Source organism: Marinomonas ostreistagni (genome assembly GCF_016461785.1).
GTDB lineage: Bacteria > Pseudomonadota > Gammaproteobacteria > Pseudomonadales > Marinomonadaceae > Marinomonas > Marinomonas ostreistagni_A.
On sequence record NZ_JAEMUH010000010.1, the window covers coordinates 33,636 to 56,693 of the forward strand.

Here is a 23,058-nt window from a genome sequence, read left to right on the forward strand (position 1 = left end):
GGCCAAGCATGATGTCTCTATCATACCTGACCCGCTAGATTTAAGAAACGCAGTTAACGTCTAATTAAAACGAGACGCTGTATCGACCTGGTTTATGATTCATGACCAACATGAAGTTAAGTACCACAGCACCAAGGATCGAAATCGCAATCAATGAAAAGTCCACGATAAACACAGACATACAGACCACCATACAATCCACTGTCATCATAAACTTACCAATGGGCACGCCACGAGTCTGGAATAAGTAGCGCGCCAGAATATTCAGGCCACCCAAGCTTGCATTGTGGCGGAATAGCATCACAAAGCCCACACCAATTAAAAATCCGCCAGCAATGGTGGCATAGAATGGGTTAATGTTCTCAAGCTGTAAGAACATCGGCGTAATATCTGAAAATACAGACACTAGAAAAACAGAAGCGAAAGTCTTGAGAGTAAACTCTAGGCCAATACGACGAATCGATAACCAATAAAATGGCAGATTAATCACAAAGAAAATTTGCCCGAAGCTAAAAGACGTTATGTAATTAAGCAAGAAGGCAATCCCTGCGGTACCGCCAGTCAACAAGCCAACTTGCGTATAAAAGTTAATGCCCAAGGCGATCATCATGGTACCCGCGATGATGGCTTGGGCATCTTCTAGAAGAGAATGCCGTTTGATATCAGACACCGCTACAGACATAAAAACTAACCCTTGTTGAATCCTAAAGAGCTTGTATTTTAGTCTCTGTCTAAGCGGTACTCTATGGCTGAGCAAACCCTAAAAAAGAACAGCAAGGCTTAAGTGTATATTTTTTTGTACACTGTAAGATAACTTGATTCGCTATCGTCTCAATAGGTTAATCAGTAGTACAACCAACACTATACTCAAAGCAATCATTAAAATATTAGTAACCATAGCTACTTTGCCACGGTGAGCTTTCGTCATTTCGTTGTTTTAACCAACGAAGACGGTTAGTACGTTTCGCAACAGCCAACTTGCTACCGTAAGTTTGAGTAAAAAGCTCCCACTCAAATCGTAAATGCGAAGCCGTCAGCTCAATTAACTCACGATGCTCTGTCGGCAACTCGGGCTTCACAATAATCCCTTGTAGGAACTGCACACCGCGCTCAAAGTAATCATTGGCTTGTAGCCACTCCTTCATAGAAACAGACACTTCTGCGAGATTCATATAGCTCACAATCACCGCCGAAACGGCTGTTTCTGCATCGACCTCAAAGTCATCTTTAAAAGTTGCTTCCGCACATGCTAAGGCTTTTCGCCCCAACTCTTGAGCGTCTACATAGGCCTCGCGAGTATGTGCTTCATTTGCTTGTCGAGTTAAATGCTGCCAGTAAATCATAGGACCTCCTCTTCTAATGATAAGAATGATTATCATCTAGAAAACAGAAAAAGTCCAATTAAATAAGAAAGGTTCTCATTTTACCATTCAATGCCAGCTTGCGCCTTCACTCCCCCTTCGAAGGCATGACGCTCATTAGCGATTTTACTGTGAGTATCAATACTATCTAATAAGGCTCTCGGTGCCGTTCTGCCGGTCATCATCACATTTTGGTGAGCAGGCCTATTCGCTAACGCTTCGACCAGATCATCCGCATCAAGATAACCGTACTTATACATATAAGTAATTTCATCCAGCAGGACAAAGTTCACACGCTCATCCGCAAGTGCTTGTTTTGCCACTTCCCAAGCTTGATTGGCGGCTTTTTGCTCTAACTCTGGGTCGCGCGTTTCCCAAGTAAAACCATGCCCCATCACATGAAAAGATACTTGGGGATGTTGACCAAAAAATAATTGCTCCCCTGTTTCTTTACGACCTTTGATAAATTGAACAACGGTCGCATTTTGGCCATGCCCCAATGCTCGGGCCATCGTGCCAAACGCACTGGAACTTTTACCTTTACCATTTCCAGTTAACAAAATCGAAACACCGCGCTCTTCGGTCGCCGCAGCAATTTTCTTATCCACTACCTCTTTCTTTTTCAAACGCTTGGCCATGTCGATTTGCGCTTGCTGTTCTGGGGTTCTCTCCATCGTTATGAATCTCTTTTTTTGAATAGTAACCAGCTTGGGTAATACAAGCCTTTATGAATTGCCAGTATTCTCAGTATAAAGATCAAAAAGCTGGCGTAAATCGAGTTATATTCATGCCAAGGCATATTCTGCTCTAGTAGCACGACTAACAAAGCTCCGAGAAATGCTGGTGTGGCATAAAACTCTTTGCCTAGAACCAATGGCGCACGATCACTCAACAAATCTCGGATGATCCCACCTGCAACTCCAGTAATCACTCCCATGGTTATGGCAATCATCGGAGAAAAGCCTTGGGCCAGCACGCGCTCCGTAGCGACGACAGTGAATAAAGCCAAACCAAATGAGTCGGCATAGTGAAACACTTGCTGACGGTTTTCGATCACCCTCACCCCAAAGAAAGCGAATACTGAGGACAAAAACGCAACCCATAAATAAGACGTATCTTGCACCCAATACACGGCATCCAGCCTCAGCACGACATCGCGAATGGTGCCGCCGCCCAACGAAGCCACCATACCCAGCAACACAATGCTAAAAATATCCATGTTGCGTCGACCAGCAGAAATCACTCCCGAGATCGCGAACGCGGCAATACCAATCATGCCCAAAATGTACAACAGCATAGAAACCTCTTTAACGTACCCAGTCACCCGCGCCTAGACGATTCAATATGGCATAATGCTCGCCTAGATCTAATTCAGTGATACTCGAATAAGAAGGGTTTAAACGATGGCACTGGTCCAATGGCCATTGACATAAATGCGCCACCAGCACTTTAATCACGCCAGCATGCGTGACCAATACCGTGTCTTTATCCGCCTGACGAATACCTTCAAACCAGCTTATGACACGTTCAAACAAAGTCTTTAAACTCTCACCATGATATGGCGCATTATTGGTCAGACATGCCATCCATTCATCAATTTCAGGTTTGGGAATATCATTCCATAAGCGATTTTCCCAGTTGCCAAAATCTACTTCTTTAATAGCTTCCACAGACACGGATTGAGGCTGTAATGCTTTTGCTAGCAAGCGCGTTCGCACTAACGGGCTGTGAAAGAATTGCCAAGTGTTATCTGGGTAGTGTTTGGTGAGCCAAGTGTTAATGGCTTGTGCATCGTGCGGCCAGCTCTCCACAATCGGCACATCCGTTTGACCATAGCAAAGCCCTTTTGCAACGTCCGGTTTGGGGTGACGAATCAACAATAACTTCATTAGGCTTGCCACCCCAGTAAGGTAAACAACACCAACAGCTCCGCGATCTGCTCACTTGCTCCCAACGTGTCACCGTTAAAACCATTAATTCGACGAACTAAATATAGGGCGACACAGACACCTGTGACCACTAACATTAGCGCAACTGAGAACCAATAATTTACGCCAATCAACACAATGACAAACAGCATAGACAAGGCGATCCATACACAGCCACGCAAGGTAAATTCTGAGATCATGCTTTTAGCTTTACTATGACCAAGGCTGACATAATCTAAGAAAGTCATGATCCCCAGTGGCAACCAACGGGCGCAAACATGAACCGTGATCCAGCCCAATAGCACAAACAACATGCCATCTTGCCACAAAGATTTAGTGATCCACTGACTCAAGAGCCACCACTTTATTGCAAAGCAAAATATCCCTGCCAACACACCATAACTGCCAACCCGCGAGTCTTTCATAATGGTAAGGCGCTGTTCTGCCGTCCAACCGCCGACTAAGCCATCGGCAGCATCCATCAAACCATCTTCATGAAAGGCTCCGGTCAATAGCACTGCACTGACGATCATCAACAATGCTTGAAATTCAGGAGACCATCCACTAAAGAGCAGCGGCCAAGCACTAAGCATTGCGACGATCGCACCAACCCATGGTAAAAAGCACACGCTAGGCGTGTGCTTTTTAGGAGAGTCCCAATCGATATTCAGTGGGATTCTTGTATAGGTTGCCAGAGATCGTTTAAAGCCCTGCCAATCCTGTTCAAGAAGCATTACTGACTCCAGCGGACTCAAAACTTGCCATTTCATTGAAGAAGATGACAGCACTTTTAATGATCGGGTAACTAAGAATGGCACCAGACCCTTCGCCTAAACGTAAGTCCAGCTTTAAGATAGGCGTAGCGTCAAAGTGTTGTAACAGCGCTTTATGAGCCTGTTCATCGGATTGGTGAGCAAAGATGGCATAATCCACCACGGCTTGCTGCAATTTGCTAGCAAATAACAAAGCAACCGTGCAGATAAAGCCATCAACCACAAATGGTTTACCTAACTCAGCCGAGCGCAGCATGGCCCCCGACATGGCTAGAATTTCTAGTCCACCTACTTGTGTTGCGACTTCCCAAGGTGCCCATTTGCCTACAGGTTTGTTAAGCTCTTGCTCAGCACGCTGAAGCGATGTCGCAATAATCTGTGCTTTTTTCGAAACACCAGCATCATCTAGCCCAGTCCCGCGCCCTGCTGTGTCTTCTGGCTTCGTTCCTGTTATCGCGCTCATCATGCAAGACGAGACACCTGTATTACCAATCCCCATCTCACCAAATAGCAACAAGTCTATATCTCCGCAAGCATCCACTTCATCTGCGCCTGCTTGAAACGCTTGGTTTACTTGCTCAAGGCTCAGTGCTGCTTGCTCTGAGAAATCTTGACTCGCGTAAGCCACTTTTCGTTTAGACAGTAAGGGGTGATCTGGCATGTCAACTTTGACGCCAACATCAACCACCTTTAGTGGTACGTTGTGTTGTTTACAGAAGACACTCACCGCGGCACCACCGGCTAAAAAGTTCGCTACCATTTGTGGTGTGACTTCTTGGGGAAATGCACTAATGCCTTTATCAACCGCGCCATGATCTGCTGCAAACACTAGCATTTGCGCTTTCTCAAGCTTAGGAACTAGCGTTCTTTGAATACGCGCCACTTGAAAAGCGATGCGTTCCAAGCCACCCAAAGCACCAGGCGGTTTGGTTTTAAAGTCAATCTTATGTTGGATATCGCTGTCTAATTCATGGCCTAGAGGGGCTACTTGGAAGGCTTTTAACACGGGAACCTCACGAACATTCAACCAATTAAAAAAGCAGGTTAAGAACCTGCTTTTGCCGCACGCTGACGTACCACTTCGTACAAACACACACCTGTGGCAACCGAAACGTTTAAGCTGGTCACCACACCCGCCATCGGCAGTTTAATCAAGTAATCGCACTGTTCACGGGTTAGACGACGCATACCATCCCCTTCCGCACCCATTACAATTGCCGTTGGAATTGTGAGATCTTGCTCGTAGACAGTTTTCGTCGCTTCACCCGCAGTACCAAAAATCCAAACACCGAGGTCTTGGAGCTTCTTCATAGTACGGGCAAGGTTGGTGACAGAGAACACTGGCATACTTTCCGCAGCGCCACACGCGACCTTGCTTACCGTCGCATTAATCGTTGCCGATTTGTCTTTCGGGATCACTACCGCATGAGCACCTGCCGCATCAGCACTACGCAAACAAGCGCCAAGGTTATGAGGGTCCGTTACACCGTCCAAAATTACGATCAATGGCACGGCATCTAGGTTTTTCACTAAACGTTCTAGATCTTTCTCATCACCAGTTTTGGTGACTTCAGCCAACGCCACCACACCTTGGTGAACCACTCGCTCTTTGCTTTTACTAAATAGCTGGTCCAAGTCACGGCGCGGCACTTGGCTGATCCGAATTTTCTGTGCCTGACACAGCTTGATAATGCGCTGCATCTTTTTATCATCACGTCCTTCCTGTAGACGCACTTCTTTCACTTTACCATCTTGGCCCAGCGCATTTTCTACGGCATGAATACCGTATACCCAATCTAAATCTGCCATGTGGCTAACACACTCTTTCTATTCTTTGATTAATCACGTACACGAGCTTTGGCGTTGCTCTTTTTCTTTTTGGTTTTCGGCTTGGTATTTTTAGCTTTCGTACCCGTTGCCTTTTTCACAGCTGACGATTTTTTTGGCGTTGCGCTGCTGCTTGCACCATCGGCTTTTTTGCCCGCTTTTTTAGGGCGTGGCTTTTTAGCTTTGGCTTTTACTCTCTGAGCGTCCTTTTTCTTACCGGCTTTTTTCTTAGGCTTGTTATCCCACTCTTCGTCCGCAGGCGCTTTTTGACCTTCTCGATCAGGTCTTGCCTTTGGTTTAACACGCCCACCAAGCTCCATCGGTGGCAACTGAGCCAACTGCATTTCAAGCTCAGTCAATTCGTCCAAATCCATGCGTTGTTTAGGCTTTGGACGGCCTTGCAACATTTGCAGGTCAATCTTACGCTGCTCAAGGTTAACGCCGGATACGGTTACGCGTACTTGCTCGCCTAATCGGAAAACCTTACCAGTACGCTCACCAATCATGGCCTGATGCTCAGGATCGTGAACAAAGTAATCGTCCCCAAGCCCAGACACGTGTACCAAACCGTCGACGTATAAACCACCTAATTCAACAAACAATCCAAATGGCGTGACAGCAGTGACAATACCATCGAACTCTTCACCCAAGTGTTGCTCAACGTACTGACACTTAAGCCATGATTCCACATCACGAGTGGCCTCATCTGCTCGACGCTCCGTCACAGAACAGTTTTCACCGAGTTGATCCATAGCGGCATCATCATAGCCATAAATCTTGTTCGCTTTTAGGGTCACTGAGCCGGGCACTTTGTAGGCTTGAGTGACCTTTGGCGCGCCCTCACCACGAATCAAGTAACGAATCGCACGGTGAACTAATAGGTCTGGGTAGCGGCGAATCGGGGATGTAAAGTGGGTGTACGCATCGTATGCAAGACCAAAGTGGCCCACATTATCTGGTTGATAAACCGCTTGTGACATAGAACGAAGTAACATGGTTTGAATGCTTCGCGCGTCAGCTCGATCACGGATTTTCTCAGCCAAATCTGCGTAATCTTTCGGTGTCGGTTTTAATCCACCACCCAGTTCTAAACCCAGCACGGATAAGTAAGTGCGCAAAGCAATCAACTTCTCTTCACGCGGACCTTCGTGGATACGGAACAGCGCAGGCAGATTCGCTTTTAATAGCAACTCAGCAGAAGCGACGTTGGCACACAACATACATTCTTCGATCAGCTTATGGGCATCGTTGCGCTCGATCGGCACAATTTGCTCAATCTTAGCGTTTTGATCAAACACCATACGTGTCTCAACCGTGTCGAAGTCCATCGCACCGCGCTCTTCACGTGCTGCACGCAGAACTTGGTATAAACCGTACAAATCATCAATGTGTGACACGATGTCCTTGTATCGCTCACGCAGCTCAATACCTTGCTCATCTGGCTCGGCAGCAATCATCTTCGCGACTTTTGAATAGGTCAAACGAGCATGGGAATTGATAATGCCTTCGTAGAATTTGTAGCCGCGCATTTTACCGCGAGTAGTTAACGAAATTTCAGCCACCATCGCTAAGCGATCAACGTTCGGGTTGAGAGAACATAAACCGTTAGAAAGCACTTCTGGCAACATGGGGACAACACGACCTGGGAAGTACACCGAGTTGCCACGCAAGATCGCTTCTTCATCCAACGCAGAGCCTTTCTTCACGTAGTGGGAAACATCGGCAATGGCCACATACAATTTCCAACCGCCCGGTGTTTTTTCACAGTACACCGCATCGTCAAAGTCACGAGCGTCTTCGCCATCAATGGTGACAAAAGGCGTTTGTCTATGATCGACGCGATTCACTTTGTCGTCTTCTGCGACCTCTGTCGTGAAATGGCTAATTTGCTGCACAACGTCTTTCGGCCATTCATTAGGAATATCGTACTGGTGAATCGCCACATCAATTTCAAGACCTGGTGCCATAAAGTCGCCCAAGATCTTTTTCACGATGCCTTTTGCTGCAACATGACGTTCCGCGTAGGTAACGATCTCCACCAATACATATTGACCGTGCTTCGGAGAGAGTCCGGAAGATTGCTCGATCATGATATCTTGCGAAATACGAGGGTTCTCTGGCGTAACAAACGCTGAGCCGCTTTCTTCGTAGTAACGGCCAACCAAAGTACTGTGTTTGCGTTCTTTGATCTCGACCACAACACCATCAAGTCGCCCTTTAATCGTTTTGCCAGAAAGACGCGCAACGACTAAATCGCCATCCATAACAGATTGCATTTGTCGAGGGGATAAGAACACATCGTCTTCGTCTTTGCGTAGTAAAAAGCCATGGCCGTCTTTTTGACCTTGTACATAGCCTTCTATTAAGTCGCTCTCTACGATAGGTGAATAAGCATCGTCATAGTTACTAACCAATTGATGATCTCGACACATCGCTATTAAACGTCGTCGCGCGGCTTCAATTGAGTCTTCGTCTTTTAAGCCGAAGGCTTCACATAATTCAGGGTGAGTAACAGGACGACCCACCGAGGCAATATGCTCTAGTATGTATTCGCGACTCGGAATGGGGTTGTCGTATTTTGATGCTTCCCGATCTCGAAATGGGTCTTGAATGTCTTTTTTACTCAAATGGTACCGTCCTATTAATCAGAAGCTTATCTTGAGCTTCTATTTTTGAATGAATTAATGATCTAAGTATAAGTTATTATTAGATAATACTCTCTAAATGGTGCCACATTATTCACTATGGCTGCATCTTTAGCTTCTTAAGCCCTGTAATAACACAACAAAACGGGTCTTTTTATGTCATATCTATGGCGAAATAATGACAAGCGGAGGTGCCTTGATAACTTTTTCGCCACAAATATCGCCTAAACCATGTAATAAATCTGTTATTTCCCTGCATAGATCAACTTTTTAGATAGTTCCACTACTTTTCAGCTCACCCCCGATTACGGGTTAAATGCATCTCAGCCATGATTCTGGTGGAAATTTCTTCCACAGACAGCCGAGTGGTGTTCAAAAATGGAATACGTTCTTGGCGATAAATCGCTTCCACTTCGTTCAATTCATAACGACACTGGCGCGATGAAGCGTATTTACTTTCCGCCATACGCCCTGTACGAATTTCATGCAGACGTTCAGGATCAATGGTCAAACCAAACAACTTATGCTTATGTGGTTTTAGCACTTTCGGCAGACCAAAATCATTAAAGTCATCTTCCGTCAAAGGATAGTTGGCGGCTTTGATACCATACTGCATCGCTAGATATAAGCTTGTTGGAGTTTTACCAGAGCGAGACACGCCCAATAGAATGATTTCAGCTTCTTCATAATTTTTTACCGAAACCCCGTCATCATTAGCTAACGCATAGTTGATCGCATCTATACGCCCATCGTAAATCCCTTCTTTTATGCCATGCGCTTTTTGCGCGTTAGGCTGAGCTGGAACACCTAATGCCTGTTCAATAGGCGACAATAAATCCCCAAAAATGTTGTAACAATGACCATCACAAGACTCGATTATTGCTCTAATATTGGGATCAGAAATGGTGAAAAACACTAGCGTACTTTCTCCTTTCGATCGCTCTTCTTGCAACTGTTTACAGAAACCATGAGCCTGATCTGCGGTTGATAAAAAGGGCACACTGACCTGTTTAATGGTTACATCAAAGAACGAAAGCATGGCTTGGCCAAACACCTCAGCCGTGATAGCAGTTCCATCAGAAACAAAATATACCTTCACGAAATCCCCCTGTTTTGTTGTTATGCAACGACATTGAAAAAACTGATTGAAATAAAACAACATCGAATAATCGATTTTACTCATTTCACATCCTCTTTTTACAATGACTCCTATTGTTCCGTTATGGCAAGCCATTGATCAGGAACAAGTTAATAATTCTTATGTGATAAGCTGGAGTGCAGTGTGAGCAAATTTATTAAGTGGTTTAGTGATCTACGTCTTGATGATGTAGGCGAAGTGGGCGGAAAGAACGCATCTCTAGGTGAGATGATTTCCAACCTTTCCGATTTGGGGATTCAAGTTCCAAACGGCTTTGCAACAACCGCTTACGCTTATCAAACCTTTCTTGAAGAAAGTGGCCTTAACCAACAAATCCATGATCTGCTTGATGCTTTGAATGTTGATGATGTTCAAGCACTTGCTAAAGCGGGCAAGCAAATTCGCACATGGATTGAAGAAGCGCCATTTTCAGACGAATTTAACAGTGAAATCGAGCAAGCCTACTCCCAGCTGTCTAATGATAACGCTGGAGCTTCCTTTGCTGTGCGCTCATCAGCGACAGCGGAAGACCTTCCTGACGCATCCTTTGCTGGACAGCAAGAAACTTTCTTAAATGTACAAGGTTTGGATGCTGTTAAGTTAACCATCAAGCAAGTTTTTGCTTCACTGTTTAATGACCGCGCCATTTCATACCGTGTTCACCAAGGTTTCGAACACAAGGGCGTTGCTCTATCAGCTGGCATCCAAAAAATGGTGCGCAGTGACATCGGTGCTTCCGGTGTACTATTCACCCTCGATACGGAGTCGGGCTTTAACGACGTAGTGTTCATCACTGCTGCTTACGGTCTTGGTGAAATGGTCGTTCAAGGCACGGTAAACCCAGACGAGTACCATGTTCACAAAGGCACGTTACAAGCTGGCCGACCAGCTGTCGTGCGTAAAACATTAGGCAGCAAAGCTCAGAAAATGGAATACGCAGCGGCTGACAGTGATGAGTTTGTACAAATCGTACCGGTAACACTGGATCAACAAAATCAATTTGCATTAACCAACGAAGAAGTTGAAGACCTAGCCCGTCAAGCCATGATCATTGAAAAACATTACCAGCGTCCGATGGATGTTGAGTGGGCAAAAGATGGCATCGATGGCAAGCTCTACATCGTACAAGCTCGTCCAGAAACGGTTCGTTCGCAATCTAGCACGCAAAGCATGGAACGTTACAACCTACGTGAAAATGCACCGATATTGGTTACAGGCCGTGCCATTGGTCACAAAATTGGCTCGGGGGCTGTAAAGGTTCTGCGCTCTATTAACGAAATGGATCGCATCCAAGAAGGTGATGTTTTAGTTACAGATATCACCGATCCAGATTGGGAACCAATCATGAAAAAAGCCTCTGCGATTGTCACTAATCGCGGTGGTCGTACCTGCCACGCTGCTATCATTGCCCGTGAACTAGGCATCCCTGCTGTTGTGGGCACAGGCGATGCGACAGAAACCTTAAAAGATGCACAAGAAGTAACCGTTTCTTGTGCTCAAGGTGATATGGGTATGGTTTATCAAGGCGCATTGAAATTCGATGTAGTAACTTCTGAAGTGGGCAACATGCCCGACCTACCGGTAAAAGTGATGATGAACGTGGGTAACCCTAACCGAGCATTTGACTTCGCCATGTTGCCGAATGCCGGCGTTGGTTTGGCTCGCCTAGAATTTATCATCAATCGTATGATCGGCATTCACCCGAAAGCGCTGCTTAACTTTGCTCGTATGGATGCAGGTTTAAAAGAAGAGATCACTCACCGAATCGCAGGCTACGCAGGCCCAGTTGAGTTTTACGTTGAGAAGCTTGTAGAAGGTGTATCAACGCTCGCTTGCTCGTTTGCAGACAAACCGGTAATCGTGCGCCTATCTGACTTTAAGTCAAACGAGTACCACAACATGGTCGGTGGACCACAGTTCGAACCAGATGAAGAAAACCCAATGCTTGGTTTCCGCGGTGCGGCACGCTACCTAGACGAATCATTCCGCGATTGTTTCGCATTGGAATGTGAAGCGATCCGCCGTGTACGTAATGAAATGGGCTTCACCAATGTCCAGATCATGATTCCTTTCGTTCGTACTCTAGAAGAAGCTGAACAGGTTATTGATCTACTTGCTGAGCATGGCTTAGTTCGCGGTGAGAACGATCTTAAAGTCATTATGATGTGTGAATTACCTTCAAATGCCTTGCTAGCTGATGAGTTCCTAGAATTCTTTGATGGCTTCTCAATCGGATCAAACGACTTAACACAGCTAACATTGGGTCTAGATCGTGACTCTGGACTTATTGCCGACAAGTTTGATGAGCGCAATCCAGCCGTTAAAAAGCTACTTAAAATGGCCATTGAAGCCTGTAAAGCAAAAGGCAAGTACGTAGGTATTTGTGGTCAAGGCCCATCTGACCATGCCGATTTTGCGGACTGGCTAGTAGCGCAAGGCATCGAAAGTGTATCGCTCAACCCTGATACAGTGGTTGAAACATGGCTGCACCTTAATGAAGTACTTACCGAAGCCACTTCATTAAGTCAGGACGCTGTTTAAACTCAGCATTCTCTCTAAGTCATTCGCCCCGCTACATGCGGGGCTTTTTTTGCCTTGGATATAGAGTTAATTCTTGTGTCTAAGCTCGATTTAGAACTTATTTAAGTGAGGCAATCACTAAACCACGTGACGGGTCGTGTTTATTAATTAAACTGGTAGTATTGAAATAATGATTTACAAAAATTAATGAGTTTCATTAAAAGCTATTGTATGATCCGCATTCTATACATAATGCTGACATTAGAAGGAACTAATTTTGCTTTACTTGAACTCGCTTACGCGACACTTAAATGGATTTCACGGGAAATAGCAAAGTGTCTAAATCTATTCAATTTATCAGCTCACAGCTTCTAACATTAGTGACAGGCGTGATATTAGGAGCCTTTGTTACTTTAGCACTTCCTTTTGGCAATTCTTTTGAGTTTTGGTCAACATTTGGCTCCATATTAACTGGATTGAGCTGCCTTGGATTATTTGTTTACTTAGCAAGAAAAGTACACGACATCTCCAGCAACAGCCATCAAGATTCATATCATGCAATCAAAGCTGAGCTTATAAAAAGCATTTTAGAAGAGTCATCTAAAGTTCTTTATGAGGCACAAAGATCAGTGACCTTGCACCTGCATGAAGAGGATTTAAAGCAATACCAAGATGCAAGAACAAGCCTTGTATCTAGTATTCAGTCTATTACAAACTCAGTCATCACATTGGAAAGCATAGGCTTTAAGTTTTCTGGAAAAACGGAAGAAACTGATGTAATCAAATTATGTCAGAAAATTGAGGGGAAACTTTTAAATTACCATTTTAACAATTCTGACGATATCTCTAGACATCAAACTCGTCAGTCCGTTATACGCGAATCACACCGTTTAAAAAGCTTAATACACTTAATGGTTAAAAGGTCACTGAAGACACCGCATTGACTTTACCTTACAAGCAGCAAACACCAAGGTGTCGTTAAAATAAAAATGTCGGTATTTCATGACTTTAACTAATTTAATCTAACCCAAAAGCCACTAACGAAGTTGACTGTCTTTACTACCACTTCTGTTATACATGCTTTTCGTTTTATCGTGACTCTCCATTTCGTTCTGACAAACGATACACAAACGTACGCCTAGAATAGCATGTCGACGCTTTTCTGGTATTTCATTATCGCACTCTTCACAGAACTCAAGACTATCACCTACGGTCATCCTACTTCGAGCTCGCTCAACTGCGGAATTAACCGTCGCGTCAATTTGGTCTTGTACAGCCCCATCATGCGCCCAGCCACTTGCCATACGACCTCCAAAAACAAACTAAATATATGCGAATGTAGCATAGAAATTAGACAATTTCAGGCAGCTAATAATCTCCATTAAGTCGGCTACAATTTAAAAGTAGACATTACCTTGTAATTTTCTTGTGCTGCTTCAGCCAACTCTTGACTCGTTACTCTATTACGAGCCACTAACGCTCCAGCTTGCTGTGAGAGCTCTGCAATATCCTGATTAACAGCATTCAAACTTTGAACCGCCAGTTTCTGACCTTCGATACTTTTATTTACATCTTCACCTGCTGCAATAATCGCATCAACAGATAATGCTACAGCATTTAAAGAATGATCAGTTTGCGTTAAGTCTTCTGCAGTATGATGAAGTTGAGAAAAGCTCGTTTGAATCTTATCTTGAGCATCTTTAGCTCCAGACTGCAACTTGGTGATCATAGCTTGAATTTCTTCAGTCGACGACTGAGTTCGACTTGCAAGGTTACGCACCTCATCCGCCACAACCGCAAACCCTCTGCCCTGCTCCCCAGCGCGAGCCGCCTCTATAGCTGCGTTGAGAGCTAATAAGTTAGTTTGTTCAGCAATCTCACTAATTACCACCAAAACAGAGCCAATACTTTGTGACTCTTTTGCAACGCCTTCAACACTTTTGACGCCTTGAGTCAGTTCACGAGACAATGTTTCTAATGACGCTACGGTCTTCTGGATGGATTGTTGCCCAACAGAGGTTTTCTCTCTAGTTTTCTCAGCATTTTCTAAACTCGTGTCAATTGCAGAGACCACCTGGCTTTTCAGTGTGTCTACCTCTGTAATGATTTCACTCATACGCTGAAAAAGAACTTCTCGCTTAGAAGTAATGACCTGTGTTTCATTTGCAACATTCATAAGAAGCTGACTTCGCTCCTCCACTCCTTTATTTAACTCTACAGCAGATCCAAGCGTCCCCCTCAGCCTCTTTGCAAAACTGTTATAGGAATGGGCAATTGTCGTTAATTGATCTCTACCATCCTCGGGTAGTGTTGTTGACAAGTCGCCTTCACCCTCTGAAATATTCTCCATTGCGCTTCGAATTTGCTGAATAGGCATCATAATAGATTGTGAAATAAGAGTCGAAATCAGCAATGTAACCATTACGATCAATACACATATCGCCCCCAGCCTAGCTGCCTCTTCAAAGAACAGCGTATCCACATCATCTAAATAGATGCCTGTCCCAATAATCCACCCCCAAGGGGCAAAACCTTTAACATACGAAATCTTTTCAACAGGTGTATCTGAACCGGCCTTGGGCCAAAGATAGTCAACAAAACCCGCACCATCTTTTTTGACGACTTGAGTAAATTCAGTAAATAGCTTTTTACCGTTAGGGTCCTCAAGTTCACTTAGGTCTTTACCATCTAACGCAGGCTTAACAGAATGCATTACCATTCGCGCTTGATAGTCATTAATCCAATAATATTCTGACTTATCATAACGAGCCTGTTTAATTGCATTTTTCGCGAGCGACTGTGCTAGCTCTCTCGTCAATATGCCAGATTGCTCTTGGTCATAAAAAAATTGGAGAGTGCTAGTCTGAACCTCTACTAGATTTCGCACCTTCTCTGCTTTAGCGTCAAGTATGTAGGCCTTGTTAACAGTTAAAGACACGAAGGCAATTAGAGCTGCACCTAGTGCAAGGGAAAAGACCAAAAGAAGAAAACGGAATCTAATCGATAAGTTACGCAATAAACGAATCATAAGCACTCCAAACCGAAGCTTTTCTTGGAGTATAGTTCGCGTAATGGTAATAAGGCTTTAATACTTGTTACAGATATGTAACTAAAGAGTTGAGAAAGTATTTACAATGAAAGGAGTGTTATTGCTTTTAAGCAATAAAAAAGGCACCAAGAATGGTGCCCGGGACCGGAATCGAACCGGTACGATATTTCTATCGCAAGATTTTAAGTCTTGTGCGTCTACCAATTTCGCCACCCGGGCTTAGTTCTGATTTGGAGGCCGGAGTCGGAATCGAACCGGCGTACACGGAGTTGCAGTCCGCTGCATGACCACTCTGCCATCCGGCCTCAATCAGTACTTCTTAAGAGATGGAGCGGGAAACGAGGCTCGAACTCGCGACCCCAACCTTGGCAAGGTTGTGCTCTACCACTGAGCTATTCCCGCGTCTCAAAAGATGGTGCGTATTCTATAGAATTTGATTAAGACGTCAAGCAAAAATACTAAATAAATTGCTAACTTAACGACTTTTCTCAAAAATGAACAATTCTCAACCAATGAAGATTAATCCTTGTACAACAATGACTAAGCTTTAACCAACTATTTAGCCGTAAGCTCTGGCCATGCAGCTCGAAGATAAACAAACATCGACCATAAAGTCAGTAAAGCAGCGACAACAAGGATCCCTAACCCCAATATTGCCCACTCTGTTCCCGGAGGATTAGACAGTAATACAAAAATGGCCATCATTTGCATGGTGGTTTTAACTTTACCAACAAAAGAAACAGCTACACTGGCACGCTTACCCATTTCAGCCATCCATTCCCGAAGAGCTGAGATTACGATTTCTCTACCTACGATAACAGCACTAGCCAATGTCATCAGCACACTATTGTATTCGGCAACTAATACAACTAAAGCAACAGACACCATCACTTTGTCTGCAACTGGATCAAAAAATGCGCCAAAGGGTGTTGATTGATTTAAAGCACGAGCTAAAAAGCCATCAAGCCAATCGGTGATTGCAGCGATACCAAAAATCGCCGCGCTTGCATAGAAACGGCCTTCCCAAGGTAAGAAGTAAACAATAACTAGAATTGGAATGAGAAAGATACGTAAGGACGTAAGTAAGTTTGGAATGTTCATAAAAGCCTTTTAAAAGAATCACCAATACTTAAGAGATTGTATAAGCTTAACTTTTATGGAGGTATAGGTATATCTCTTGTGCTTTATTTCCTCCGATACCTTTCACTTTTGCAATATCTTCTTGTGATGCAGCAAGTAACTCTTGATAACCACCAAAAGCAGTTAACAAGTCCTTTCGTCGTTTTGGACCAATACCGGGGATCGTTTCTAATACCGAGTGCCGTCTTTTCTTATCTCGGCGACGACGATGACTTTTCACTGCAAAACGGTGCGCTTCATCACGAATATGCTGAATCAAATGTAAAGCAGCTGAGTCAGGAGGCAAAACGACTTCATCTTCTTTAGACCCAATGTAAAGCGTCTCAAGGCCTGGTTTACGAGTATCCCCTTTGGCTACGCCTAACAGAAAGATATCAACAAGACCTAACTCTTTTAAAACAGACTGAGCTTGAGCTAATTGACCTTTACCACCATCAATCAGCAAAACATCTGGAGCCGGCAACTCTCCTTCTTTTACGCGTTTGTAACGCCTAGTAAGCGCTTGATGCATTGCCGCGTAATCGTCCCCTGCCTCAACACCTTCAATATTGAAAGATCGATAACGTTTCTTATCCGGCCCCTCTGCTCCGAAAACCACACAGGATGCTACTGTAGCCTCACCGCTTGAATGAGAAATATCGAAACACTCCATGTGTAATGGAGGCTCTTTGAACCCCAATACTTTTTGTAATGCGGTAATTCGGCTGTAATGGTTACGCTTATCGGTTAAACGTGCTTGCAACCCCTGCTCTGCATTTAATTTTGCCAAGTCCAACCAACGGGCACGCTGCCCTCGCACGCTACTGGTAATCTCTATTTTCTTCTGCGTTGTTTCCAGTAACGCATTTTCCAATGTCTCTTGATCCTCAATCTCATGACTTAAAATCAAAGACTTTGGCAACTCTTGAATACCACCAATATAAAGCTGCGCAATAAAGGATGAGAGCAATTCTGACTCAGAAATTTCGATAGGCATTTTTGGATAATGACTTTTGCTACCAATCACTTTCCCTTGACGCACCATCATGACATGCACACAGAAGCCGCCAGGCTGGATCAATGCAGCGATAATATCCGCATCACCGGATTGACCATAAACGTGCTGCTCTTCTTGAACATGTTTCAACTGAATGATTTGATCACGTAATGCTGCTGCACGCTCAAACTCCATGTCAGACGCAGCACAGCTCATCTGTTCAGTTAATTCCGTCGTTAACTCGTGATTCTTGCCTTGGAGAAACATTCTGGCATGGCGAACATCTTCGGCGTAATCTTCATCACTGATCAATGAGACACAAGGGGCTGAGCAACGCTTGATTTGATACTGAAGGCATGGCCTAGTCCGGTTAGCATATACCGAATCCTCACACTGCCTTACACGAAACACTTTCTGCATTGCGATCATACTTTCTTTGACAGCAACACCACTCGGATAAGGACCATAAAGTTTACCTTCTTTCGATTTTCCACCACGTCGAAACAAAATAGCAGGGTGTTTATGATCTGAAATTAAAATATACGGATAGGACTTATCATCTCGAAGTAAGATGTTGTAAGGAGGACGATGTTGTTTGATCAGGGTTTGTTCAAGCAGTAGAGCTTCTGTTTCACTTTTTGTAACCGTGATTTCAATATCATCTATTCGACTAACTAGTGCCATGGTTTTAGTGGTTAAACCTGACGCCCGAAAGTAGCTTGAAACTCGATTTTTTAGATTTTTCGCTTTACCTACATAAAGCAGAGTCCCTTTGCCATACATTCGATAAACACCTGGACGCGATGTTAGGTTTTGTACAAAATGCTTTGGATCGAACTCTTGAGTCACTGAAAAAACCTTAGACTAAGCCAAGTACATTATAGCGCATTGCTAATCGTGCAAGCTCTACGTCACTCTCTATGCCTAGCTTTGTAAATATACGCTTTCTAAATGTACTAACCGTCTTATCGGACACATTTAAACGACTGGCAATTTCTTTTGTCTTAACACAGTCAACAATCATTTGAGCTACTTGAAGCTCCCTGTCTGACAACTCGCCGAAAGGTGAGTCTCCTCCATTCTTTGTTGTTTTTGCGAGCGCAACCTTTTGCGCAACAACACGAGAAAGGTATTGTTGGCCCTTCAACACCGTTTCAAGAGCCTCAATCAACTCAGACATATCAGAGCCTTTGGCTACATATCCACTTGCTCCAGCTTCCATCATTTTAGCTGGGTAAGGCGCATCATCAATGGCAGAAAGAGCGATCACTTTCGTGTCAGGGTACAGTCTATTTATTTCACGCGTAGCTCCCAATCCGCCAATTCCAGGCATATGAACGTCCATTAACACAACATCTACTCTTTCTCTACGAAGTACTTGAAGCGCCTCTTCACCACTGTGAACAGTTTCCCATACATGAACTCCGTTGATGTCTTCAATGACACGTTTTATTCCTTCACACACCACGGTGTGATCGTCGACGATCAGAACTTTGCGCATCTATACCTCATTAAAAGCATCATATTCTTATTATAATTTTACCGTTTACGAAACTTTGCGAAAAGCAATTAACATGTTGCAGAACGTAGCAATTTGTAAATCAACAACATACGTAAACAGCCCATTACCCACTAAATCCAATGCTACATTTCAGCTGAGTTAACCCAGTCTTTCATATTGCTAGTTATTAGAGCGGCAAATTCCCATTATACCCTTGTTCTTTTAAAGCCTTGACTGCTCGATCACGATATAACGCTCGAATTTTCGTACCATTTGTTTTGTACAGATAATATAAGTGGTGAGCAATATCACTTTCGTTTTGATCTATCTGCTCTGCAATATCCTTCAATAGAGCATCTAAAATAGGAGCAGACTTATCTTCGATCATCACGGGGTTAGGAATAACCAGCTTTTCACCATTAATGACCTTATCAACAAAGTAAGTGTAATGCTTCTCAAATTGAGGCCACGTCACTCGCTCCTCATCAGTGCTTAAGTTATGCCATCCTGTTTCAGCCCCGGCAAAATACACTGCAGGATGAGACCAACGTTTTTCTCTTGGATTATGTCGGCAACTACACGCTTCTAAATATGCCTGCCTTGGCTCTGGCAAACCATAGGCTTTATATGCCGTTTGAATAACAGCAAGAAACTCTGAAATGGTTGGCGGCCAAGCATAACGCTCTTTGGTTCGTTCTACAGCATACGCCAGCAGAGGCTCTTGAAAGCCCTTTAAAGCTATTGCCCACTCTCGCTTTGCCAGCTTAACCTCTTCCGTTGTGGCATAAGCTGAAGCAAACTTATGGGTATAAATTGCCTTAAACCTAGCGAAAAGCATGTTAACAAGCACACGTGTACGTTGTTCTGCTTCTGACGAATTATGGTCAGAAGCAGCCCCATTACCAGTCTGTGTCGTGGATGTTGGTGAGGGCACTGCTAACTTGCTCGCGATTGGATTTAGCATTTGTTGAATAGGTTGCGGTTCCTTCATAGGACTGACGATCCGATTGCTTATATTGCCATTGACGTTTTACGTACTTAAAAAACTCACTGTTCCAAGTACGAACATTTTTGCGCTGCTCTTTGATTCTTAGTAAGAACTCAGCCATAAGAGACTCTGCAAATGTTCGCTCAATACCAGCTTGTTGAATTTGCTCAAAAGTGGCATCTTCTGGCATCCACTGATCTGGTTGACGAGTGCGCTCTTTTGCCTCCAAGTATAGGTCAAAATCTGTGAGACCTCTGCGATCCCTAGAAGAGGCAACAGAAGGCACAGAAGTATCTGAGTACGCACGTGAACGCTGAGTGAACTGTGGTTGAGACTTGGTCGTGGCTTCACTTTGAAGTCGTGACAACTTACTCATTGCATCATCTTTAACTTCACTTCCAGCAGCCGAAGAGTTACCAATATCAGAGCGAGCTTTAACTCTGGATTGTTGTTCCCCAGCCTCAAGAACTATGTCTAAGCCTGATTCAGTACGTTGAAACTGCAAACGTTGAGCCATTTGCAGACTAGACAGTAAACGCACTACGTACGGGGCCGTCCAAAATGGTAACATATCGACAATTTCTCTATGAGAAATTTTCATCTGCTTACTTCCGATATGATGTGCCTTTTGCTGCAAATAGGACAATAGAACACTTTCTTCTAATCCCAATTCACAAGCAAGATTAAACGAGACTGGTAACAAAAAATCAGGGGTAGCCATACACTCGACCAAATCATTAGCGGTAGATCAGTTTACCAAACGGCAAACCTTTTAGCACGATAACTCTCTTTTCTCTATGGAATCAAGCAGCGTAGAAAACCGATTCATATATTTGTTACAACCACATTTCTTTACGATGAAATCCTGTTGACAGAAAAAAATATGACTCCTATGCTGGAATTGTGCCGCGAAGCTAGAGTTCTTTCTGGCTCGATAATCGGCCAACTTTACTGAGGAGAAAGTTGTATGTACACAATAAATATTACTGGTCATCACGTCGACATCACTCCAGCTATCAAAGATCACATCAATGAAAAAATGGGCAAAATTGCTAAATTAAGTGATCAAATAACGTCTGTTAACGTGACACTTGTTCAAGACAGTAAAGAACAAAAAGCAGAAGCACGAATACATTTACCCGGCAAAGAATTATTTGCTACCGCTTCTTCAGAAGACCGTTTATTTCATGCCATAGATGGAATGATCGATAAACTGGCCCGCCAGGTGGACAAACATAAAACTAAACAGGCTTCAGGCAATCACAAAGCAGCCGTTGCCTCATAAACAGACCAATACCATCCGCTAATCACATTTACGCCCACATCATGTGGGCGTATTTACTTCTAACCACTTCAAACCTCACAATTAATCGTTGAACTTTGGAACTAACGCCCGCATAGTCTGTCCTAAGTAACAGGATAATCTAACTAGGAGAACTCTTATCATGCGTTACACTGATGCCCTTTCGACACATACGTCCCAAGCGGCCAATAAGACGCTGCGTAATACGTATGGCTTACTTTCATTAACTTTGCTTTTTAGTGCTTTTACGGCCGGCCTTAGCATGGTTTTGAATCTGCCTCACCCAGGTTTAATCATTACGCTGGTTGGTTTTTATGGTCTTCTGTTCTTAACTCACAAATGCCAAAACAGTGCTTTAGGTCTGCTTTGTGTTTTCGCATTGACAGGTTTTATGGGCTTAACACTTGGTCCAATCTTAAATGCCTACCTAAGCATGTCTAATGGCGCTTCAATGATCATGAGCGCATTAGGTACTACGGGCTTATCTTTCCTAGGTCTATCTGCTTACGCGATTGTTTCTAAGAAAGATTTCAGCTTCCTAAATGGCTTCTTAACAGTTGGTTTCTTTGCCCTACTGTTCGCCATGATTGCGGGCTTCTTCATTCAGCTTCCAGCCCTACAAATCTTTATTTCGGTAGGCTTCACTCTGTTCTCTGCTGCAGTGATTTTGCTACAAACCAGTGAGATCGTTCGTGGTGGTGAAACTAACTACATTATGGCTACGGTAAACCTGTATGTATCTCTGTACAACATGTTCCTAAGCCTACTTTCTCTTTTCGGCATGGCTAGCGACGACTAATCATCCTAAGAGACTTCGAAAGGCCGCAGACTGCGGCCTTTTTTGTGTGTAAAATTCTTTTTATTTTACAAACGACCTATGAATTACTCTCTTTTTATTACAGGAAGCCCTACCGCAAGTAGAGCATGCCATAGCGCTTTAGACTTTGCCGAAGCGGCTGTAACCAATGGCGAAAATACCATTCAAGGCATTTTCTTTTACGAAGAAGCCGTAGCCATTGCCACGAACTTAGCCATGCCTCCACGGGATGAATGCAACATTCGCGACGAGTGGTCTATTTTTGCAAAACAGCACAAGATCCCTCTTTATGTTTGTATCGCCGCAGCAATACGCCGAGGTCAACTAAATGAATCTGAGGCTAAGCGTCACGAGGTAGAACATTTTGTTCTAGCAGACGAGTACCAACTCGAAGGCTTAGGTAGCTTAGTTAGCCTAACGCTTGAGTCTGATCGCATTGTGAGGTTCAAATAGTATGAGCACTTTGATTTATCTATCTAGCTCACCTTATGCAAGCACAAGCCTCAAAGAAGCGCTAGACTTGGCCTTAGTATTCGGCACATTTGAACAGGCCATTTCGATTGCGATCACAGGCGATGCCTTAGCACTTTTAGTCGAAGAGCAAACGCCAAATAAGCGCCAAGGCAAACACCTATACAAGCTGTTAGATGGGCTGGAGTTCTACGATATAGAAAACATCTACGTCAAAGAGAGTGAAGTTAAAGCATTCGGCACATCGCTCTGGACTGGCGTACAGGCTATTTCTCAGGAAGCTTGGATCAACATGCTCGAGCAGCATCAACACATCTATCGCTTTTAAGGATTCTCATGAAACTTTATCAGATTAATCAGAGCCAATACCCTCAGAGTGTTGAGCTAGACTGGACAGAATCGTTAAACGAGGGCGATGCTGCTTTTCTATTTGAAGCAGGTGTTCTTCGCCTAGCCACTCAAACGTCAACACTAGAAACCCTTTCTAAGAAAAAAGTATCCGTCTATTTTCGCCAACAAGATCTAGAGGCCTACGGTTTGAGCCCCTCTATTGGTAAAAGCCTCTCAGATATTGAGTGGGTTGGGCTCACGCAACAGTACTCAAAAATAGTTTCTTGGTAA

24 protein-coding genes and 3 tRNA genes are annotated in these 23,058 nt (G+C 44.0%); 7 read left to right on the forward strand and 20 right to left on the reverse strand.

What is annotated here, in order from left to right:
- Positions 1 to 64: 64 nt before the first annotated feature.
- The 10 genes from JHD44_RS11285 to JHD44_RS11330 form a co-directional block, all read right to left on the reverse strand.
- The gene (locus JHD44_RS11285; protein WP_199462855.1) at positions 65 to 682 is read right to left on the reverse strand and encodes a YitT family protein; all 618 of its coding nucleotides are present in this window, start codon (positions 680 to 682) and stop codon (positions 65 to 67) included.
- A 205-nt stretch (positions 683 to 887) separates the two neighbouring features.
- The gene (locus tag JHD44_RS11290; protein WP_199462856.1) at positions 888 to 1,343 is read right to left on the reverse strand and encodes a tetratricopeptide repeat protein; all 456 of its coding nucleotides are present in this window, start codon (positions 1,341 to 1,343) and stop codon (positions 888 to 890) included.
- Between the two features lie 80 nt (positions 1,344 to 1,423).
- Positions 1,424 to 2,035: a cob(I)yrinic acid a,c-diamide adenosyltransferase gene (cobO, locus tag JHD44_RS11295; protein WP_199462857.1), complete on the reverse strand. Its 612-nt coding sequence runs from the start codon at positions 2,033 to 2,035 to the stop codon at positions 1,424 to 1,426.
- Positions 2,036 to 2,037: 2 nt separating this feature from the next.
- Positions 2,038 to 2,658 (reverse strand): trimeric intracellular cation channel family protein, encoded by a 621-nt coding sequence (locus JHD44_RS11300; protein WP_133560464.1) that lies wholly within the window; start codon positions 2,656 to 2,658, stop codon positions 2,038 to 2,040.
- A 10-nt stretch (positions 2,659 to 2,668) separates the two neighbouring features.
- Positions 2,669 to 3,250, reverse strand: coding sequence for a histidine phosphatase family protein (locus tag JHD44_RS11305; RefSeq protein WP_199462858.1), 582 nt, complete (start codon positions 3,248 to 3,250; stop codon positions 2,669 to 2,671).
- Positions 3,250 to 4,023 (reverse strand): adenosylcobinamide-GDP ribazoletransferase, encoded by a 774-nt coding sequence (locus JHD44_RS11310; protein ID WP_199462859.1) that lies wholly within the window; start codon positions 4,021 to 4,023, stop codon positions 3,250 to 3,252. The genes JHD44_RS11305 and JHD44_RS11310 overlap by 1 nt, the downstream gene beginning before the upstream one ends.
- Entirely contained in the window at positions 4,013 to 5,068 is a 1,056-nt protein-coding gene (gene cobT, locus JHD44_RS11315) for a nicotinate-nucleotide--dimethylbenzimidazole phosphoribosyltransferase (protein ID WP_199462860.1), read from the reverse strand. The genes JHD44_RS11310 and cobT overlap by 11 nt, the downstream gene beginning before the upstream one ends.
- 38 nt (positions 5,069 to 5,106) lie before the next feature.
- Positions 5,107 to 5,871 carry a 23S rRNA (guanosine(2251)-2'-O)-methyltransferase RlmB gene (gene rlmB / locus JHD44_RS11320; protein ID WP_199462861.1) on the reverse strand — a complete coding sequence of 255 codons (765 nt, stop codon included), beginning with the start codon at positions 5,869 to 5,871 and terminating at the stop codon, positions 5,107 to 5,109.
- Positions 5,872 to 5,900: 29 nt separating this feature from the next.
- On the reverse strand, positions 5,901 to 8,516 hold the full coding sequence (gene rnr / locus JHD44_RS11325; RefSeq protein ID WP_199462862.1) for a ribonuclease R: 2,616 nt from the start codon (positions 8,514 to 8,516) through the stop codon (positions 5,901 to 5,903).
- A gap of 313 nt (positions 8,517 to 8,829) precedes the next feature.
- The gene (locus tag JHD44_RS11330; protein ID WP_325097093.1) at positions 8,830 to 9,633 is read right to left on the reverse strand and encodes a pyruvate, water dikinase regulatory protein; all 804 of its coding nucleotides are present in this window, start codon (positions 9,631 to 9,633) and stop codon (positions 8,830 to 8,832) included.
- 183 nt (positions 9,634 to 9,816) lie between these two features.
- Here JHD44_RS11330 and ppsA point away from each other — a divergent pair, with 183 nt between their 5' ends.
- Positions 9,817 to 12,213 (forward strand): phosphoenolpyruvate synthase, encoded by a 2,397-nt coding sequence (gene ppsA, locus JHD44_RS11335; RefSeq protein ID WP_199462863.1) that lies wholly within the window; start codon positions 9,817 to 9,819, stop codon positions 12,211 to 12,213.
- 314 nt (positions 12,214 to 12,527) lie between these two features.
- The gene (locus JHD44_RS11340) at positions 12,528 to 13,136 is read left to right on the forward strand and encodes a hypothetical protein (protein WP_199462864.1); all 609 of its coding nucleotides are present in this window, start codon (positions 12,528 to 12,530) and stop codon (positions 13,134 to 13,136) included.
- A gap of 93 nt (positions 13,137 to 13,229) precedes the next feature.
- Here the strand turns inward: JHD44_RS11340 and JHD44_RS11345 are convergent, their stop codons facing one another.
- The 10 genes from JHD44_RS11345 to JHD44_RS11390 form a co-directional block, all read right to left on the reverse strand.
- Entirely contained in the window at positions 13,230 to 13,496 is a 267-nt protein-coding gene (locus tag JHD44_RS11345; RefSeq protein ID WP_199462865.1) for a DksA/TraR family C4-type zinc finger protein, read from the reverse strand.
- Between the two features lie 86 nt (positions 13,497 to 13,582).
- Positions 13,583 to 15,220, reverse strand: coding sequence for a methyl-accepting chemotaxis protein (locus JHD44_RS11350; RefSeq protein WP_199462866.1), 1,638 nt, complete (start codon positions 15,218 to 15,220; stop codon positions 13,583 to 13,585).
- 153 nt (positions 15,221 to 15,373) lie between these two features.
- Positions 15,374 to 15,460, reverse strand: a tRNA-Leu gene (locus JHD44_RS11355).
- Between the two features lie 12 nt (positions 15,461 to 15,472).
- A tRNA-Cys gene (locus JHD44_RS11360) sits at positions 15,473 to 15,546 on the reverse strand.
- 22 nt (positions 15,547 to 15,568) lie between these two features.
- A tRNA-Gly gene (locus JHD44_RS11365) sits at positions 15,569 to 15,643 on the reverse strand.
- Between the two features lie 153 nt (positions 15,644 to 15,796).
- Complete coding sequence (gene pgsA, locus JHD44_RS11370) at positions 15,797 to 16,342, reverse strand: CDP-diacylglycerol--glycerol-3-phosphate 3-phosphatidyltransferase (RefSeq protein ID WP_199462867.1); 546 nt, start codon at positions 16,340 to 16,342, stop codon at positions 15,797 to 15,799.
- A 46-nt stretch (positions 16,343 to 16,388) separates the two neighbouring features.
- Positions 16,389 to 18,206 carry an excinuclease ABC subunit UvrC gene (gene uvrC, locus JHD44_RS11375; protein WP_199462868.1) on the reverse strand — a complete coding sequence of 606 codons (1,818 nt, stop codon included), beginning with the start codon at positions 18,204 to 18,206 and terminating at the stop codon, positions 16,389 to 16,391.
- A 10-nt stretch (positions 18,207 to 18,216) separates the two neighbouring features.
- A complete protein-coding gene (locus JHD44_RS11380) occupies positions 18,217 to 18,858 on the reverse strand; it encodes a response regulator (protein ID WP_199462869.1) in 642 nt (213 codons plus the stop codon).
- A 187-nt stretch (positions 18,859 to 19,045) separates the two neighbouring features.
- A complete protein-coding gene (locus JHD44_RS11385; protein WP_325097094.1) occupies positions 19,046 to 19,792 on the reverse strand; it encodes a replication protein P in 747 nt (248 codons plus the stop codon).
- Positions 19,758 to 20,567 (reverse strand): DnaT-like ssDNA-binding domain-containing protein, encoded by an 810-nt coding sequence (locus JHD44_RS11390; protein ID WP_199462870.1) that lies wholly within the window; start codon positions 20,565 to 20,567, stop codon positions 19,758 to 19,760. Before JHD44_RS11390 ends, JHD44_RS11385 begins: the two co-directional genes overlap by 35 nt.
- A gap of 246 nt (positions 20,568 to 20,813) precedes the next feature.
- Here JHD44_RS11390 and hpf point away from each other — a divergent pair, with 246 nt between their 5' ends.
- The 5 genes from hpf to JHD44_RS11415 all read left to right on the forward strand — a co-directional run bounded on the left by hpf (position 20,814) and on the right by JHD44_RS11415 (position 23,058).
- Positions 20,814 to 21,131: a ribosome hibernation-promoting factor, HPF/YfiA family gene (gene hpf, locus JHD44_RS11395; RefSeq protein ID WP_199462871.1), complete on the forward strand. Its 318-nt coding sequence runs from the start codon at positions 20,814 to 20,816 to the stop codon at positions 21,129 to 21,131.
- Positions 21,132 to 21,291: 160 nt separating this feature from the next.
- Complete coding sequence (locus tag JHD44_RS11400) at positions 21,292 to 21,948, forward strand: Bax inhibitor-1/YccA family protein (RefSeq protein WP_133560494.1); 657 nt, start codon at positions 21,292 to 21,294, stop codon at positions 21,946 to 21,948.
- 78 nt (positions 21,949 to 22,026) lie between these two features.
- The gene (gene tusD, locus JHD44_RS11405) at positions 22,027 to 22,419 is read left to right on the forward strand and encodes a sulfurtransferase complex subunit TusD (protein ID WP_199462872.1); all 393 of its coding nucleotides are present in this window, start codon (positions 22,027 to 22,029) and stop codon (positions 22,417 to 22,419) included.
- A gap of 1 nt (position 22,420) precedes the next feature.
- Complete coding sequence (locus JHD44_RS11410; protein ID WP_199462873.1) at positions 22,421 to 22,765, forward strand: DsrE family protein; 345 nt, start codon at positions 22,421 to 22,423, stop codon at positions 22,763 to 22,765.
- An 8-nt stretch (positions 22,766 to 22,773) separates the two neighbouring features.
- Positions 22,774 to 23,058 (forward strand): DsrH/TusB family sulfur metabolism protein, encoded by a 285-nt coding sequence (locus JHD44_RS11415; protein WP_199462874.1) that lies wholly within the window; start codon positions 22,774 to 22,776, stop codon positions 23,056 to 23,058.

Excerpts from the sequence above, each read along its gene's own strand:
- JHD44_RS11410 (WP_199462873.1), top strand. The coding sequence starts at position 22,421 with ATGAGCACTTTGATTTATCTATCTAGCTCACCTTATGCAAGCACAAGC.
- pgsA (WP_199462867.1), bottom strand. The coding sequence starts at position 16,342 with ATGAACATTCCAAACTTACTTACGTCCTTACGTATCTTTCTCATTCCA.
- JHD44_RS11415 (WP_199462874.1), top strand. The coding sequence starts at position 22,774 with ATGAAACTTTATCAGATTAATCAGAGCCAATACCCTCAGAGTGTTGAG.
- JHD44_RS11310 (WP_199462859.1), bottom strand. The coding sequence starts at position 4,023 with ATGCTTCTTGAACAGGATTGGCAGGGCTTTAAACGATCTCTGGCAACC.
- JHD44_RS11350 (WP_199462866.1), bottom strand. The coding sequence starts at position 15,220 with ATGATTCGTTTATTGCGTAACTTATCGATTAGATTCCGTTTTCTTCTT.
- JHD44_RS11400 (WP_133560494.1), top strand. The coding sequence starts at position 21,292 with ATGCGTTACACTGATGCCCTTTCGACACATACGTCCCAAGCGGCCAAT.
- JHD44_RS11390 (WP_199462870.1), bottom strand. The coding sequence starts at position 20,567 with ATGGCTACCCCTGATTTTTTGTTACCAGTCTCGTTTAATCTTGCTTGT.
- hpf (WP_199462871.1), top strand. The coding sequence starts at position 20,814 with ATGTACACAATAAATATTACTGGTCATCACGTCGACATCACTCCAGCT.
- JHD44_RS11290 (WP_199462856.1), bottom strand. The coding sequence starts at position 1,343 with ATGATTTACTGGCAGCATTTAACTCGACAAGCAAATGAAGCACATACT.
- JHD44_RS11300 (WP_133560464.1), bottom strand. The coding sequence starts at position 2,658 with ATGCTGTTGTACATTTTGGGCATGATTGGTATTGCCGCGTTCGCGATC.
- JHD44_RS11345 (WP_199462865.1), bottom strand. The coding sequence starts at position 13,496 with ATGGCAAGTGGCTGGGCGCATGATGGGGCTGTACAAGACCAAATTGAC.
- cobO (WP_199462857.1), bottom strand. The coding sequence starts at position 2,035 with ATGGAGAGAACCCCAGAACAGCAAGCGCAAATCGACATGGCCAAGCGT.
- JHD44_RS11285 (WP_199462855.1), bottom strand. The coding sequence starts at position 682 with ATGTCTGTAGCGGTGTCTGATATCAAACGGCATTCTCTTCTAGAAGAT.
- JHD44_RS11380 (WP_199462869.1), bottom strand. The coding sequence starts at position 18,858 with ATGCGCAAAGTTCTGATCGTCGACGATCACACCGTGGTGTGTGAAGGA.
- rlmB (WP_199462861.1), bottom strand. The coding sequence starts at position 5,871 with ATGGCAGATTTAGATTGGGTATACGGTATTCATGCCGTAGAAAATGCG.
- JHD44_RS11305 (WP_199462858.1), bottom strand. The coding sequence starts at position 3,250 with ATGAAGTTATTGTTGATTCGTCACCCCAAACCGGACGTTGCAAAAGGG.
- tusD (WP_199462872.1), top strand. The coding sequence starts at position 22,027 with ATGAATTACTCTCTTTTTATTACAGGAAGCCCTACCGCAAGTAGAGCA.